14 protein-coding genes are annotated in these 14,395 nt (G+C 40.5%); 6 read left to right on the forward strand and 8 right to left on the reverse strand.

What is annotated here, in order from left to right; all coding sequences use genetic code 11:
- Positions 1-54 precede the first annotated feature (54 nt).
- Positions 55-1,629: a maltose ABC transporter permease MalF gene (malF, locus tag L9Q40_RS19605; RefSeq protein ID WP_014234863.1), complete on the forward strand. Its 1,575-nt coding sequence runs from the start codon at positions 55-57 to the stop codon at positions 1,627-1,629.
- Positions 1,630-1,641: 12 nt separating this feature from the next.
- On the forward strand, positions 1,642-2,532 hold the full coding sequence (malG, locus tag L9Q40_RS19610) for a maltose ABC transporter permease MalG (RefSeq protein WP_014234862.1): 891 nt from the start codon (positions 1,642-1,644) through the stop codon (positions 2,530-2,532).
- Positions 2,533-2,967: 435 nt separating this feature from the next.
- On the opposite strand, the gene L9Q40_RS19615 is transcribed toward malG, so the two are convergent.
- Both L9Q40_RS19615 and L9Q40_RS19620 read right to left on the reverse strand, forming a co-directional pair.
- Positions 2,968-3,222 (reverse strand): hypothetical protein, encoded by a 255-nt coding sequence (locus L9Q40_RS19615; RefSeq protein ID WP_498794290.1) that lies wholly within the window; start codon positions 3,220-3,222, stop codon positions 2,968-2,970.
- 150 nt (positions 3,223-3,372) lie between these two features.
- On the reverse strand, positions 3,373-3,858 hold the full coding sequence (locus L9Q40_RS19620) for an acyl-CoA thioesterase (RefSeq protein ID WP_498794291.1): 486 nt from the start codon (positions 3,856-3,858) through the stop codon (positions 3,373-3,375).
- A gap of 139 nt (positions 3,859-3,997) precedes the next feature.
- Between L9Q40_RS19620 and L9Q40_RS19625 the strand changes: the two genes are divergently transcribed.
- Genes L9Q40_RS19625 through L9Q40_RS19635 form a run of 3 tightly spaced genes read left to right on the forward strand, consistent with a single transcriptional unit; the run spans position 3,998 to position 7,442 of the window.
- Entirely contained in the window at positions 3,998-4,621 is a 624-nt protein-coding gene (locus L9Q40_RS19625; RefSeq protein WP_317589811.1) for a TnsA endonuclease N-terminal domain-containing protein, read from the forward strand.
- A complete protein-coding gene (locus tag L9Q40_RS19630) occupies positions 4,618-6,492 on the forward strand; it encodes a TnsB C-terminal domain-containing protein (RefSeq protein ID WP_498794292.1) in 1,875 nt (624 codons plus the stop codon). The genes L9Q40_RS19625 and L9Q40_RS19630 overlap by 4 nt, the downstream gene beginning before the upstream one ends.
- Positions 6,489-7,442 (forward strand): TniB family NTP-binding protein, encoded by a 954-nt coding sequence (locus tag L9Q40_RS19635; RefSeq protein WP_498794293.1) that lies wholly within the window; start codon positions 6,489-6,491, stop codon positions 7,440-7,442. The genes L9Q40_RS19630 and L9Q40_RS19635 overlap by 4 nt, the downstream gene beginning before the upstream one ends.
- Before the next feature lie 55 nt (positions 7,443-7,497).
- Here L9Q40_RS19635 and L9Q40_RS19640 read toward each other — a convergent pair whose 3' ends face one another.
- Together L9Q40_RS19640 and L9Q40_RS19645 are read right to left on the reverse strand one after the other, a co-directional pair.
- Positions 7,498-8,868: a DEAD/DEAH box helicase gene (locus L9Q40_RS19640; protein WP_498794294.1), complete on the reverse strand. Its 1,371-nt coding sequence runs from the start codon at positions 8,866-8,868 to the stop codon at positions 7,498-7,500.
- Complete coding sequence (locus tag L9Q40_RS19645) at positions 8,868-9,404, reverse strand: VspR family transcription factor (protein ID WP_498794295.1); 537 nt, start codon at positions 9,402-9,404, stop codon at positions 8,868-8,870. Before L9Q40_RS19645 ends, L9Q40_RS19640 begins: the two co-directional genes overlap by 1 nt.
- Before the next feature lie 110 nt (positions 9,405-9,514).
- On the opposite strand from L9Q40_RS19645, the gene L9Q40_RS19650 reads away from it, so the two are divergent.
- A complete protein-coding gene (locus tag L9Q40_RS19650; RefSeq protein ID WP_065298156.1) occupies positions 9,515-9,721 on the forward strand; it encodes a helix-turn-helix domain-containing protein in 207 nt (68 codons plus the stop codon).
- 425 nt (positions 9,722-10,146) lie between these two features.
- On the opposite strand, the gene cas6f is transcribed toward L9Q40_RS19650, so the two are convergent.
- The 4 genes from cas6f to L9Q40_RS19670 are packed head-to-tail and all read right to left on the reverse strand — an operon-like array spanning position 10,147 to position 14,347.
- Positions 10,147-10,743 carry a type I-F CRISPR-associated endoribonuclease Cas6/Csy4 gene (cas6f, locus tag L9Q40_RS19655; protein WP_498794296.1) on the reverse strand — a complete coding sequence of 199 codons (597 nt, stop codon included), beginning with the start codon at positions 10,741-10,743 and terminating at the stop codon, positions 10,147-10,149.
- A 3-nt stretch (positions 10,744-10,746) separates the two neighbouring features.
- A complete protein-coding gene (gene csy3, locus L9Q40_RS19660; RefSeq protein WP_317591869.1) occupies positions 10,747-11,790 on the reverse strand; it encodes a type I-F CRISPR-associated protein Csy3 in 1,044 nt (347 codons plus the stop codon).
- Entirely contained in the window at positions 11,762-13,705 is a 1,944-nt protein-coding gene (locus L9Q40_RS19665; RefSeq protein ID WP_498794297.1) for a type I-F CRISPR-associated protein Csy2, read from the reverse strand. The genes csy3 and L9Q40_RS19665 overlap by 29 nt, the downstream gene beginning before the upstream one ends.
- Positions 13,706-14,347 carry a hypothetical protein gene (locus L9Q40_RS19670; protein WP_498794298.1) on the reverse strand — a complete coding sequence of 214 codons (642 nt, stop codon included), beginning with the start codon at positions 14,345-14,347 and terminating at the stop codon, positions 13,706-13,708. It abuts the gene before it with no gap.
- Between the last annotated feature and the right edge of the window lie 48 nt (positions 14,348-14,395).

The following is a 14,395-nucleotide window of genomic DNA, read 5'->3' on the forward strand; positions in this document are numbered from 1 at the left end:
GGTAACTCCTCCTTACTTTTCTATACTTATTCTATATTCGCTAGCAGGTTCCCTATGCAGTCAGTTCAAGGTACAAAAGCTATGACAGCACCAGCAGCCAACCTTCCGAGCAGCAAAAAAGTGTTTATTAAATGGGCGCTTTTAGGCACAGTCGGCATTCTTAATGGTTACGCAACAATTCTTATGTATTCGCGCGGTGAGATTGCGTTTGCACTTCTTACGATTATTCTTACTGCTTTAGCACTGTACATTTTTGGTAGTAAAAAGACCTACGCTCACCGTTACATCTATCCTGGTATTGCAGGGATGATTTTGTTCATTCTTTTCCCATTGGCATATACCGTAGGTCTGGCATTTACTAACTACAGCGCGAAAAACCAGCTCTCTTTCGAGCGAGCCCAAACTGTACTTTTGGACAGGACGTATCAAAGTGGTGATAGCTATCCGTTCACGTTATACAAAACTGAACAGGGCCATCAAATTGTCATTGATAAAGATGGCGAGTTACTGGCTACGCCGACTTTCCAACTACAAGGTTTCTCTGCAACGGATTTAGATCTTGCGCCAATCCAAGAAGTGACTGGTGAGAAAGAGCAAATCAAAACCATCGTGAGTAATCGCGACGCACTAAGTAGTGTTGACCTTCATCTGCCAAGCGGTGATGACATCCGTATGAGCGGTCTGCGTAAGTTCGCAGCGGTTGTACCTTTGTACACGCTACAAGAGGATGGTGAGGCACTATTTAACAACCGTACTCAAGAAACCCTACTGCCAAACATGGAAACGGGTTACTACCAGCCGATTGATGAAAATGGTCAGTTTGTCGGCAGTACCGTATCACCGGGTTTCGTGGTTGGCATTGGTAGCCATAACTTTGAACGAGTTTGGAAAGATGACGGTATCAAAGAACCATTTATTAGCATCTTTATCTGGACGATTGTTTTCTCTGCACTAACCGTACTATTTACTCTAATCATCGGTTTGGTTCTGGCGAGTGTGGTTCAGTGGGAAGAGCTAAAAGGCCGCTCTGTTTACCGACTTCTACTTATTCTGCCTTATGCGGTTCCAGCGTTTATTTCTATCCTGATCTTTAAAGGTTTGTTTAACCAAAGCTTTGGTGAGATCAACATGCTACTTGAAGGTCTGTTTGGTATTAGCCCTGCTTGGTTCTCTGACCCATTCATGGCGAAAAGCATGATCTTGATTGTAAACACTTGGCTTGGTTTCCCTTACATGATGATTCTATGTATGGGTCTGCTTAAAGCGATTCCTGATGACCTTTATGAGGCTTCTGCTATCGATGGTGCGAACTTCGTGTCTAACTTTACGCGCATTACGTTGCCAATGATGCTTAAACCGCTAACACCACTGTTGATTGCAAGCTTTGCTTTTAACTTCAACAACTTCGTGCTTATCCAGTTGTTAACAGGTGGTGGTCCAAACATGATTGGTACTTCAGAGCCTGCAGGTTACACAGACCTATTGGTTAGCTACACCTACCGTATCGCATTCGAAGGTGCTGGTGGTCAAGACTTCGGTCTGGCAAGTGCGGTAGCAACACTTATCTTCCTGTTGGTTGGCGCGTTGGCTCTACTAAACCTACGTGTAACTAAAGTAGCTCAAGATTAAGGAGACATTATAATGGCAATGGTACAAGGCAAGTCATTAAAGTATCGTGTTTGGGCTACTCATATTGCAATGTGGGCGTTCTTGGCACTGATCATTTTCCCTTTGCTGATGATCATCGCGATCTCATTCCGTGAAGGTAACTTTGCAACGGGTAGTCTGATTCCTGATAACCCAACATTGGATCACTGGAAACTGGCTCTAGGTTTCTCTGTGACTAACGCAGATGGTACTGTTACACCACCTCCATTCCCGGTAATGACATGGCTATGGAACTCGGTAAAAGTAGGTGGTATCTCAGCGGTTCTGATTGTAGCGCTATCGACGACTTCTGCTTACGCGTTTGCTCGTATGAAGTTTAAAGGTAAGAACACCATCCTAAAAGCGATGATGATCTTCCAAATGTTCCCGGCAGTGTTGGCACTGGTTGCTCTATACGCTCTGTTCGACAAGCTTGGTCAGTACATTCCGTTCCTTGGTTTGAACACTCACGGTGGTTTGATCTTCGCTTACTTGGGTGGTATCGCCCTGCACGTTTGGACGATTAAAGGTTACTTTGAAAGTATCGATTCATCTCTGGAAGAAGCGGCAGCACTGGATGGTGCGACACCATGGCAAGCGTTCCGTTTGGTATTGCTTCCACTGTCAGTGCCAATCCTGGCTGTAGTATTTATCCTGTCGTTCATCATGGTAATCGGTGAAGTTCCTGTAGCGTCACTCCTACTTTCTGATGTAAACTCTTACACATTAGCAGTAGGTATGCAGCAATACCTATACCCACAGAACTACTTGTGGGGCGATTTCGCAGCTGCTGCAGTACTATCAGCAGTGCCAATCACTGCAGTATTCTTACTTGCTCAACGCTGGTTGGTTGGTGGCCTAACCGCTGGTGGTGTGAAAGGATAATCTCAACTGGTCTTTGAGATTGACAAGAATAACTAGAAAAGGGCGACCAAATGGTCGCCCTTATACTTAGCACTGATATTACACTTTTGGTTTGGCCGCCGATCAGTAATATCTTGCTTTTATTGGCGTTACGCATAGCTGGCTGTTAGCTTAGTTCCTTACGACACAATCACTAACAGTTCTTGTAACCATAACCTGAGTTCAGACTCAGGTTTTTTTATGTCTGTAAAATCAGATCTTTACGTATTTAAACCATCGTAGAATACGGTGATGATGTTTATTGCCAATAATGAGTAAATAGATATTGATGATGCAGGCCAAGACTATCGGCTTTGTAATGGATTACATAGAGCCTTGGAAATGGCCTGCGTAGCACTTCACATAAAAATATCGCGCAAAAGCGCTGGGGAGAGGGTTAGCTAGGCGGGTTAGCCGTCAAAACTCACGGCTGGAAGGCGCACATCCTACATACTGGAGCAAGGTATATAAGCTCTCTTGCTGCAGTGCGACACGACGAAAAAGGTTGGCAAAGGTTACGTCTCCACCAAAGCACGTTTGAATATAATGGTTAATTTCAGTCTCGCTGTAACCCTCGACATACATGGTTCTTACCCATTGATATTCGACCGCCTTCAAATTGGTCAGCGTTTCTTCACTTAAGGTGGTTTTTACAGTTCCCAAGATCCACACTCATTCATTTCCAAATTAGTGCAGGGATTTAAGCAAATCAAGGTGAAAGATTTATGACAAGGCAGGAGAGTGTGTGAAACAAATGGCAGAAGCATGACATTGCTTCACACAACAATTGGGGCTGCGGTTTTGAACGCTCGTTGTAGGTGGTTACTTGAGGTATTTAACGTGAGCTTCCATCTCTTCACCGATTTCTTTACGCATGTTCATCAACGCAATGGCGGAGCGCTCTAACGCTTTGTCCTCATCGGATTCAGGAATCCACTTAGGAATATCTGTTGGCTTGCCGTCTTCGTCTACCGCAACCATGATCACAATGCAGTGAGTGGTTAAACGGTTTTTCATTTCTTTGGGATCGCTCGCCTGTACATCAATGGCGATGTGCATCGAGGTGCGACCGGTGAAAATCACTTTTGCACTTACTTCAACTAGGTTACCCACATGGATCGGTGCAACAAATCGAATCCCACCCGCGTAAGCGGTAATACAGTATTTGCCACTCCAGGCGGCAGAGCAGGCATAAGCAGCTAAGTCTATCCATTTCATTACTGCGCCGCCGTGGACTTTACCACCAAAATTTACGTCGCCAGGTTCTGCTAAAAAGCGAAGGGTAATATCTCTTTGACCACTGCTCATCTGTTATTCCTTTGTGAATGTAAATACAACCATACATTGCAATAAAACAACTATACGTTGAATTAAAACACCCGTACCTTGCATTGTATAAAAAGTGTACCATACTTTTGAAAGTTTACTACAAGTGTGGATGTTTTATATGAAAAAACGAATCCTTAAAAACTCCAAAGTTAAGAACATTTCTCGTTTTGTTAGCTTGAAGACAGATTCTGTTCAAACAACTGAATCTGATCTTGAGTTTGATGCATGTTTTCATTTTGAATTCGCTCCACACGTAAAATCATTTGAAACACAGCCTCTGGGTTTTGAATATCGATTAAATGGGCGGTTACGTCGTTATACTCCTGATATGCTCTGTTATTTCAATGATGGCTATGCGACATATTATGAAGTGAAGCCTAAGTGGGTAACTGAACGGGATGAATTTAAGGAAAAATTTGATGCACAGAAACAACAAGCTATTGCTAACGGATATGACTTACTTGTTCTGACTGAAGATGATATTCAAATTTATCCTTTGCTCGACAATCTGAAGATCATTCATCGCTACGCTTGTTCTGATAGTCTCGATGATGTGCAGGTTAGACTTTTAAAATTGTTTCAAAAATACGGTGAAATGCGAATCTCGCAAGTATTAAACACCAGTCAGGGGCAAGCTGCTTCTATATTGCCTGCGCTTTATGATTTGATCGCAAAAAACATTCTAGAGTTTGATTGGCATTACCCAATCAGTCATGATTCTCTTGTCTGGAGAGTTTCATGAGTGACGACTTTGAAAATCTTCATGCTTTTGGCAGTTTTTTCCCTGAGAAACACTCGAATACTTCGGTGCCTAAGACATCAAAGGGCACGCGATTTGGGATTGAACTTCAAGACAGTTATCAAGATCTTTTTTCATTCGATGAAAAACGAAGAGATGAGGCAATCCATCGGTATAACATATTAGATTATCTTATTGAATTGCACGGCTCTAGTTTAACCTTAAAGAAAATATCAGGTTCGATGAAGGGTCTTGAAGATAAATTTCATCCAAATGTACCGTCTGCATCATCGATATATCGTTATTGGAGTACTTTTAAGAAATCTGGATTTTTACTTTCTTCGTTGATTCCTGGAGTAACGAGAGGTAATACAAAGCAACGAAAAACCTTGGAACTGGAAGAGTATATAGAGAGTGCTATAAAATCATATTTCTCGGAAGAGTCGCCAACAATTCAACAAGCCTTTACGTTATTAGAAACGGCAATAGATAGACATAATGAGTGTAATGACACCCAATTATCTTTTGAATATGAATCCTTTAGAAAAAGAATTGTTAAAAAAACAGATTATGAAAGGCTGCTAATTAAAAAAGGGAAAAAAGCCGCCGATACATACTACAAGAAAGTCGGACAACGACCGGAAACGACTCGAGTTTTGCAGCGTGTTGAAGCTGATCATACTCGCCTAGATTTGTTTGTGATTGATGATGCTCGTAAGCTTCCTCTTGGGCGCCCGTGGCTTACATTACTTTTTGATACTCATACTAAAAGTGTTGTTGGTTTCTATCTTGGGTTCGAGCCACCAAGTTATTTATCGGTTTCTCTAGCGCTAGAAAATGCGATTTTACCTAAGTATTACGTTAAAGAGTTATATCCAGAAGTAAAAGGGGAGTGGCCATGTTATGGCTTACCAGAACACCTTATTGTTGATAACGGTGCTGAGTTTAATAGTAAAGACTTTGTAACCGCCTGTAAAAACTTACGAATTAAGGTTAAAAAGAATCCCGTTAAAAAGCCTTGGCTGAAAGGATCTGTTGAACGGTATTTTCGAACTATCAACAATAAACTGCTTTCTGGGATTCCAGGTAAGAGCTTCAGTAATATCTTCGCTCGCGGCGATTATAATCCACAAAAAAATGCGATTATTACCCGTTCAGATTTGATGAAAGTTATCCATATTTGGCTTATCGATATATACCAATCTAGCCCTAATGGTTTGGAAAATAATATACCTAATCTTTCTTGGGCTGATGCTATGCGTAGTGCTCTTCCACCTCGCTCCTTTAATGGTTCAATAGATGAACTAAGGTTTAATCTTGGGAAAAATGTTGAGGTTTCTCTAGATAGAAACGGTATCCGCCTTAAAAAAACACTACGTTATTCAAGTTCATATCTTGCTCAGTATTTCGGAAAGCATACATATGATGGTAAGAGCATTAAGGTAAAAATAAAATATAATCCAATTTGTATGGGTGAAATATACGTTCTGGATGAAGATAAACACGAATTTTTTGCCGTAGAATCAGTGGATCCTGACTACGCTTATTCAGTGTCAGAGTGGTTTCACAAAGTGTGTTGCGATTATGCACGAAACCATATAAGGAATAACTATAGACATAATGATGTTATTAAAGCTTGGAGAGTGATATACGATATCATCGATGAAGCACTGCACCTATCTGGCAACGGTAAGCAGGCTAATATTGGGATTAGAGAAGCCTCTAAACTTGAAAGGGTGCGTGAGCATGCTGAGCGGACCAAGTCTCATCAAAAACCAGAGTTGCAGATGTCGAGTAATGACGATATTGATTGGGACGTTGAAGTGAATACTGATGGCTGGAAAATTGATTCGGTTCGAGGAACAAATAAGTGAATTATTCTGCGAAAGCACTCCACCAACAGGTGAAGAGTATTTTTATTAGTAATTCTCAGATAGATGAAATTCTCTCGGACATAGAGGAATGTCGAGAGGAGAGTGATGGTATATCGGAACCAGAATGTCTAATTGTTGTTGGTGATAGTGGGTCAGGCAAAACCACTATTATAGATAAATATTTAGCAGATAACCCTAGGATGGAAGCTAATGATGGTTCTATCATTCCCATTTTGTTCACTTCGTTACCCGCAAATGCCAATCCAGTTACCGCCTCGGAAAGGCTGTTATCTTCGATGGGAGATCCGTTAGCATTTAGTCATGGAAAAGATCCCGCCGAGTTGATGAAAATAGTCAACGATTTGCTTCGCGAGTGCAGAGTTGAGCTCATTATCATAGATGAGTTCCAGCATATGATTGACCGTAAAAGCAAAGATGTACTTCATAGCACTGCTGACTGGTTAAAGATGATAATCATTGATTCAAAAATACCTGTTGTACTTTTTGGAATGCCTTATTCAACCGAGATTTTGCGGGCCAACAATCAATTACGAGGGCGTTTTGAATCTCAACACCATTTAAAGCCATTCAGGGTCAAAGATACAAGTGAGCGAATCAGATACAGAACATTTCTGACGATGTTAGATGAAGCCTTACCCTTTTCAAAGAAATCTGGGTTGGCATCTGAAAACATAATGAAAAGGGTGTATGTTTTTTCCAAGGGAAACATGCGGTTGATTCGGCGCTTGATCAATAAAGCAGCTAAATTTGCTTTACTAGAAAATGCTCCGTGTATTTCTTTAAAGCATTTTTCACGCGCTGCTCCCAAAGTCAGTCGGGATGCTTGCGAATCATTTAACCCATTTGATGCAGATATCAAAAAACTAAGAATTACTGAACCACCAGAAGATGTTGGTTGGGAAAATTACCTTGCTGCAAAAGGAGATTGAGCACAATTAATTACCTTAAATCTGAAGGGCCTTTTGCAGTAAAGATTGTACCCTACTAAATCCCAACAAACGCCTCAATAACCCGCTCTCTAAAATGCCCCAAGGTGAATGACCTATAAGGCATAGGATTTTCGTTACCTATCTGCACACTTGTATCGCTGTTGTTCCATTTGAACTCCCCCGATGTTGCTGAGGTAGTGACATGAGGTGGGCTCGCTTGATGTAAATGTGCGCCTTCAATCTCTGCCTCCTCAGGCAGTTTTATATAAAGACACGAATCAGGAATATCTTGCTCGATTTCTTCAGAAAATTTCACAAGATTTTCTTCAGCAAGCGTGTACAGCCAAGCTTCTTGATTGTCGCCATCCGTGACTCTAAGTATTCGCCCTAATACCTGACGGAAATACAACTCCGTGCGAACATTACTCAAATGGCAGCAGACTTGAAGCCTTGGAATGTCAGTTCCCTCACTGATCATTCCAATGCTGATAATCCAAGGGGAGTGACCATTTTTGAATTGTTCAATAATCTTTTGAGCATCTGGGTCATGGTAAGAAACCATCACGCTGGGTTGCTTTAATTTTTCGTTCAAAATTGTTTGAATTTGTCTTGCGTGTGCCACCGATGCCGCAACGATCAGTCCACCCGCATTTTGGTTCGTTGTTCTAATTGAATTTAACTTTATTACTGATAGTCTGAGAATATGAATTAAAGCATCTGTATCTTGTAAGATACTGGAGTAACTAATCTTTTGTTCTTTAAATAATTCTTGAATCGAAGAATAAGATTTACTTTCTTCTGGGCTGGCATATTGCAACTGCTCGTTATCAACTAACACGAGTTTCGGCTTTCGACATACTCTGTCGGTGATAGCCTGCTTTAAAGTGTACTGATAATCGCAGATGATTTTTCCTTCCGGATTGCTATAAGAGCTCAGTGATATTGGTAAGCTATCTGAACGCCAAGGAGTTCCCGTCAGTGCCAAAGTATACTTGGACGCTTTCTGCACTTTTAAAATAATCTGCTCGCCCCAAGCATTGGCGTCAGAAAGAGTTTCACCTGAACAATGATGGATTTCATCGAATATAGCTAGGACTCGGTGCTTTGAGATAGTTTCCCAAAATTGGTCATCGATATATTGGATAGCTTGGTAGGTTAGTGATGTTCCTAATGAACCTAGAGAGCCATTGAACGAGCACTGCAATACACGAGAGAAAGTACTTGTAAACCCATTAGCCACATTTACTGAGGGAGAAAAGCAAACGATCAGATCAATCATATTGGAATCTAATAGTTGTTTGCTTAAATAGGCCGCCATTATCGTTTTACCAGCACCGGGGGTGGCCTGGGTAAGAAAATGTTTTTTGCCTGATGTGTATCTTTGTAGGATGTCTTCGATACAACTTCGTTGCCATTCTCTGAGCATCAGACTGCCTCCGACTGGAGTACTTCTATTGTTTTCGAGATGGCGGTGATCTGTCCAGTTAAAGTGGCTGAGTGTTGTGTTGATTCTTCATGCAGTTTACTTACTTTTTCTTTAGTCTGAGGGAACTGCGTCATAATCGATCGGTACTCGTCCATTTCAGCGATTAACATTACAAGTTCCGCATTAAGCCTACTTCTTGCTTTGTCCAACTCTTGTAAATAAGAGTTCGGTTTTTTCACGCATTCAGTTCCTGTTTTGTCGTGTGCTGATCCTTTGCAACTTGAAGTATTAAACTGTTCAAATAACTCGGTTTTATGAAACCGTTTATTACGGTTATTTCCTGAAGTCGTTAATATTCCTTGTTTTACCATCTTATTGAGCTGTTTAGATACAAACAGACGTACATGGTCTTTACTCTTTTCTTGCATTGTGGTGGCGAACAACAGATCTCGGATTTCAGAAATTCCAAATTCATTTTTGTTTTCTTTTTTCAATGAATCAATAATATAGGGGTGAATGGTAAAGCCTTGTGACACGGATGAACTCTCAGTGATGGGGTTGAACATGGAAAATAAAATGCGGATTATAGTCCGTGGAAATGCATGCATCAAGAATAGATAGTCTTTCTTTTTAATGTACGATTGAAATGAAAGACTTAGCGAAAAAATTTGGTCACAATGTTCGCTCTATGCGAAAAGACAAAGGTATTTCTCAGGATAAGTTAGCGTTAACCGCCGATATTGACCGTAGTTATGTGGGGCGAATAGAGCGTGGGGAAGTGAACATCACACTAGAAAAAGCCTACCAGTTAGCGGAAGTTCTTCGGTGTGACATTAGAGAGCTTTTACCATAATAAATATTGGTAGAAGCTCTCTAAGTCAGTTGGCTCAAACCACCTACCTGTTCGGCAGTATTCGCTTTTTGGCAGAGCCTGGAGATGTAAATTTGTTATCAGCTACTTTTCAGTAGTAATGAGGATTATAATCCTCATTTAATACCAAAGCAAACAGCTAAGAGTTTAGCTGTTTGGAGATGGTAATAGTATTGATTTTTTAAACTGATCCTCTCTACCTATGCGGCAGTTCACGGTTGCCAGACTGCGATATTCAGCTATAACCAATTATCAGCTACCTATGCGGCAGTTCACTATTACCAATTTAATAATAGTCCATAAATATCAGGTAGTTAATGTTTATTCTACTAATTTACCCTTTTAAACTTAATGATACATTATAGGCTTTAAAATCAATAGGTTATGAAGAGGGCTTAGAAGTAAGGTTAAATCAAAGGTACAACCTGTAATGAATTATCTGTATTGCCTAGCCCATAACTGCTAAACCTTCCTGTGCTTAAAGTATCTTCTAACTGTTCCATTTGTATATTTAGTCGGAACCCATTACCACCGCTACTATCTTCTTTAAGTGAGTGGTAACTATGGAATGCATGAGTCGTGCTTTTGGAATAATACGCTGGGTCAAATATTTCGCCACGCTCTAATGCTCTTCGTTCAAGTCGTTTTATTTCTCTTGCTTGGCCTGCTGATGTTGCTTTGTCTATAGATTGCTTACGCCTAAACAGAGCATAAGAACAATTGTCTGGGACGATTTGCGCTGTGGAGATGCTAAAGTACCCAAGTTTTGTCATTTGTGTGAAATACCGTCGTGACAGCACAAAATCCAGCTCCATTTTGTTGGTACTAATAAAAGTGATTTTATGTCCTACGGTTTCTTCTGCCCAAAGTGGAAACGAAACGCCAATGGATCTCGTTTGGTACTTGTAATTAAAACGATGTAATTCCTTTAGACATTTAGCCGCTATTACTTCATTGTTTCTATATTCAGGTAAGAATGTGATTGTCCGATAGTACCAATCCATGGCTTAGCTTCCTTTTCGTTGAAGTGGCGAGCCTTTAATTAGGTTTGCAATGATAAAATGCAGATCATTAATCGTTTCTTGAGAAAGTTCATCTGCAGCTTCAAGTTGGTCTACATACTCATCTGCTCTTTCCAAAAGTGTAAATATGTCTTTTCCTGTGTTTGGAAATCGATAGGAGTATACATCTTGCTTATGTACACCATAGTGACTTATACGTAATGGCTCTTCAGCATTAGGATACCAGTCGTCAATAGTGGCAATTGCTGCTCCAGTTTTATAACTGCCTAATATAGGACTTCGTACTCCGTCCACTTCAGTTGTTTGATAAATGCGACTTTTTTCTCCTTTGACCGAATTTTTGAAAGCTAGGCTTGGAAATAAAGGGTCACTTTTGGCATAGCGAAGTGTAGCACTGACTTCAAACTTACATAGACCGTTTGGTTGTGAAAAAGCGTCAGTAATTAACTTGATTAGTGCTCCCCAATGTTGATGCGCCTTGAAGTTGTTAGCGTCACCATAGTTTTTTCGAATGTCGTCGAAAGTGATAATAGCTTCTTCGTTATCCCAAGGCCATGGTTTCACGCTAATAGAAAAAGAGTAAGGAAGTTTTTTATTTTTCCAGAGCCATCTACCGTTACAAATGTTCATAAAATATCGAGTTGCTAGCTCTTCCCAACCAATCTTTTGTTCATATAGCTTCACAAGTTTAATAAGGGTGCTTTTGACTTTAGGATCGGAGCATATAAAAGGTTTTTGATGACTTGAAACAAATGAAACAGAAAATTCGCATTCGATACTCTCGGCTCCGTGAGGCACACAGCAATAGTCTAATTCATGGATATTTCCTAGCGCTAATGAATATTCAGTGACCTTTTCATCTATTTCACCATTATCTTTGTAAGCTGACGTGAAGCCTTCTTTCATACCCAACTGTTTATTTGCCGAATATGTCAGTGGCTTTTTTCTACCTTCAGGCCAGATCACATGGAACGTAACATGGGTAGGTTCGATAGAGCGTTCATAGGATAGCTGAGTCGGTAGTCTCATTGTATACACTCCTCGGTAGTAAAATTGAGCCTTGCGTCGAATAGTGATATTGCCAAAAGTATTGGTCGGGATTTGTATTTTCACTAATTGCGAATAATTTTATGACACCAAGTATGGTTTCGGCGAAAGCGTGTTTGTAGCTGCGAAGTGAGTAACGTTTTTCACTTGGAAGTTCTAACAGGTGGTAACCAATGCAGTTGACGGTTTGCATTTTGTTTTCTTTTAATTCAGTAATGATATCTTGAACACTATGTAAGGTTGTTTCGTTATTCAGGCTAAGCCATCTACCAGTTTCAAAGGGGATCGTCTTTATGGCATCATCTAAGCTCATGCTTCTTCCCAAGCGTTCGATATCGGAAATAGCAACTGTTACGTTTCCTCTCGCTAGTCTTCTTGGTAGCAAGCTCATGAACTCTCGTGGTGTTATTTGAGAATAATTGTTGCATTGAAGAATCAAGCTGAGGGTGAAATCGCATTGCCAGTCATCTCGCGTCGCAGGCGCTGTGATGCCATTTTTGGTATTGAGAGCCCACTCTCTTGTTAATCCTCGGTTTTCTACGTGTATGCTATGAATGCATACGGAAAAGCTATCTATTTTAAAGTTGGGAATAACTGTTTTTAGGTTTCTCTCAAAAGCATGCACGAACCCATAAAATGCCATCATTGAGGGGAGTCCAATGCTCATCGGTGAATTCATGGCAGATGCGCCTGAGATTCGTAGGTTTGTTAATAGCAAATAGTTTTCGTTAGAATTTTCTAGCTCTGAAAGTTGTTGAGAATATGACGATTGAATGATGGAGCCGATGCTAGTGTAGACTAACTGAGTTAAGTTGGGATCATATGCGTAACGACTGGCAAATTTGGTTTTGGCTAAATCTGCATTGAAACGTTCTGTTAATTTCCTTTTATTTAAGTTTTCTTGTCCGGCAGTAATGCTACTTACCCATTTGGAAATCATCGTCTTTACGTCTTCGATAACAAATTTTTTTCTTGTCGAAAGTTCAGTTGGTGACATTACCCACTGAGATGATTCGATGTATTCTCGCATCGCTTTCAACGAAGATTTCGTTAGCCATTGCTGGGTATCTGTTGAATGATGGTGTTTGTACTTTGCTATTGGAGGTAAAGAATGAATCATTCTAAAATTACCGCCGCAGCTCATTGCAAGAGTTCCCATGTTTGTCGCTCGGCTAAACCGGGTAATAGCAGAAAACCGATAGTGTCCTCTAAGTGCTTCATAACAATCATTTTGCATCGATTGAGACGCTACTGGTGATAATGAAATATATGAGTTGTTGTTATCCGGAAGAGAAATTTGTGGCAGGTAATTTCTAACTAGCGAAGTATTAATTTCCAACGGAGGAACAAGTGCTAGCTCTTTTGATATGTATTTGGCTGTTTTAACGTAACATCCGAGCTTTCTTAGGACATTCCAAAGAGGATGTTCAATATCAGCAAGTAATTGCCCTAAGCAATGAATATGGCCATCCCATATAAATTTGCTCGTTAAAAAACAGGATTTATTCACTTGGCTAGAGTCATTGGCATAAGCCCAGTTATCGGTGGGCAGCTTGCTTGAAGATAGCAAGAAAGGTGGCAGGTGCCCGATAGGTAAAGCTCGAATAATCCCACTTGCTCTAATGTCAGGGAACTTGGGATTATGACTTTGGCGATATTTAACAGTACTTAAACAGCTTGCCCACCATTTCTCGTCTCTAAGCTTTTCTTTACATTTGTTTCTATCAAGTAGGTCTTTTTGTTTAAGGACCTTATCTGTTAGGTTTACTAGTATGGTTATGGCTTCGAGAGGAGTATTTGTTATGTCTATGGGGCGAGAAAGTGGTCGGAATGCTCTCCGTAAATCCCTATTGAGGTCGTCTGTATCATTTTCTATTATTTCTGCCAGTGTCGTCATTCACCACCTCGACACATAGAAAGAACGATTGAACTCATCAGTTTGAAATTCTGAAAGCCAAAGACAATAAATATCACCTAAGTAAAAGGCGTAATCAGTAACGGCTAACACATCTCGATTTCCAAGACGAAAATTTGGGATGAGTATACGTTGTTCGACCATGGAAGTAATTTGCTCCCGGGAACAGTTCAGTACTATACATGCTTCAAGTGTATTTAGTCGCAGGTTGGCGAGCTTGCCGTTGTCGTTCCACAAATTCATTTCTAAATATTGGAAGAGCTCTTTCAATATAATATTCGAACGAAAATTTCGGTCAGGAAGCTGAATTGAGCTGAACAGAATTCTGCCAAGAATATCTTTCACTCTTAGCTCCGCTTGGCTAAGAACGGCGTATTCGAAATTGAATTCTATTTCTCTTTCAATCAACTCATGAAAGGAGCCAGGCCACTGTTCCCAAAAGTCTGTGAACTCACCAAAATTACTAGTTTGAGATGAGTCGGATACTTTTGACCACCAATGAATAAACCCCCATCTGAAACTAAAAGGGACAATTGGTAATGGTTTAACATCAGCTCCTGATAACCAAGAAGCTACTGTGAGCATTTTTGAACCATTACTTTCTTGGCTCTTCTCCGCTTTCATGAGTCAAACAACATCAATGAACCTATCATAATCACATGATTTATAATG

Origin of the sequence: Allocatenococcus thiocycli (genome assembly GCF_921292965.1) — a bacterium.
Taxonomy (GTDB): Bacteria; Pseudomonadota; Gammaproteobacteria; order Enterobacterales; family Vibrionaceae; genus Vibrio; species Vibrio natriegens.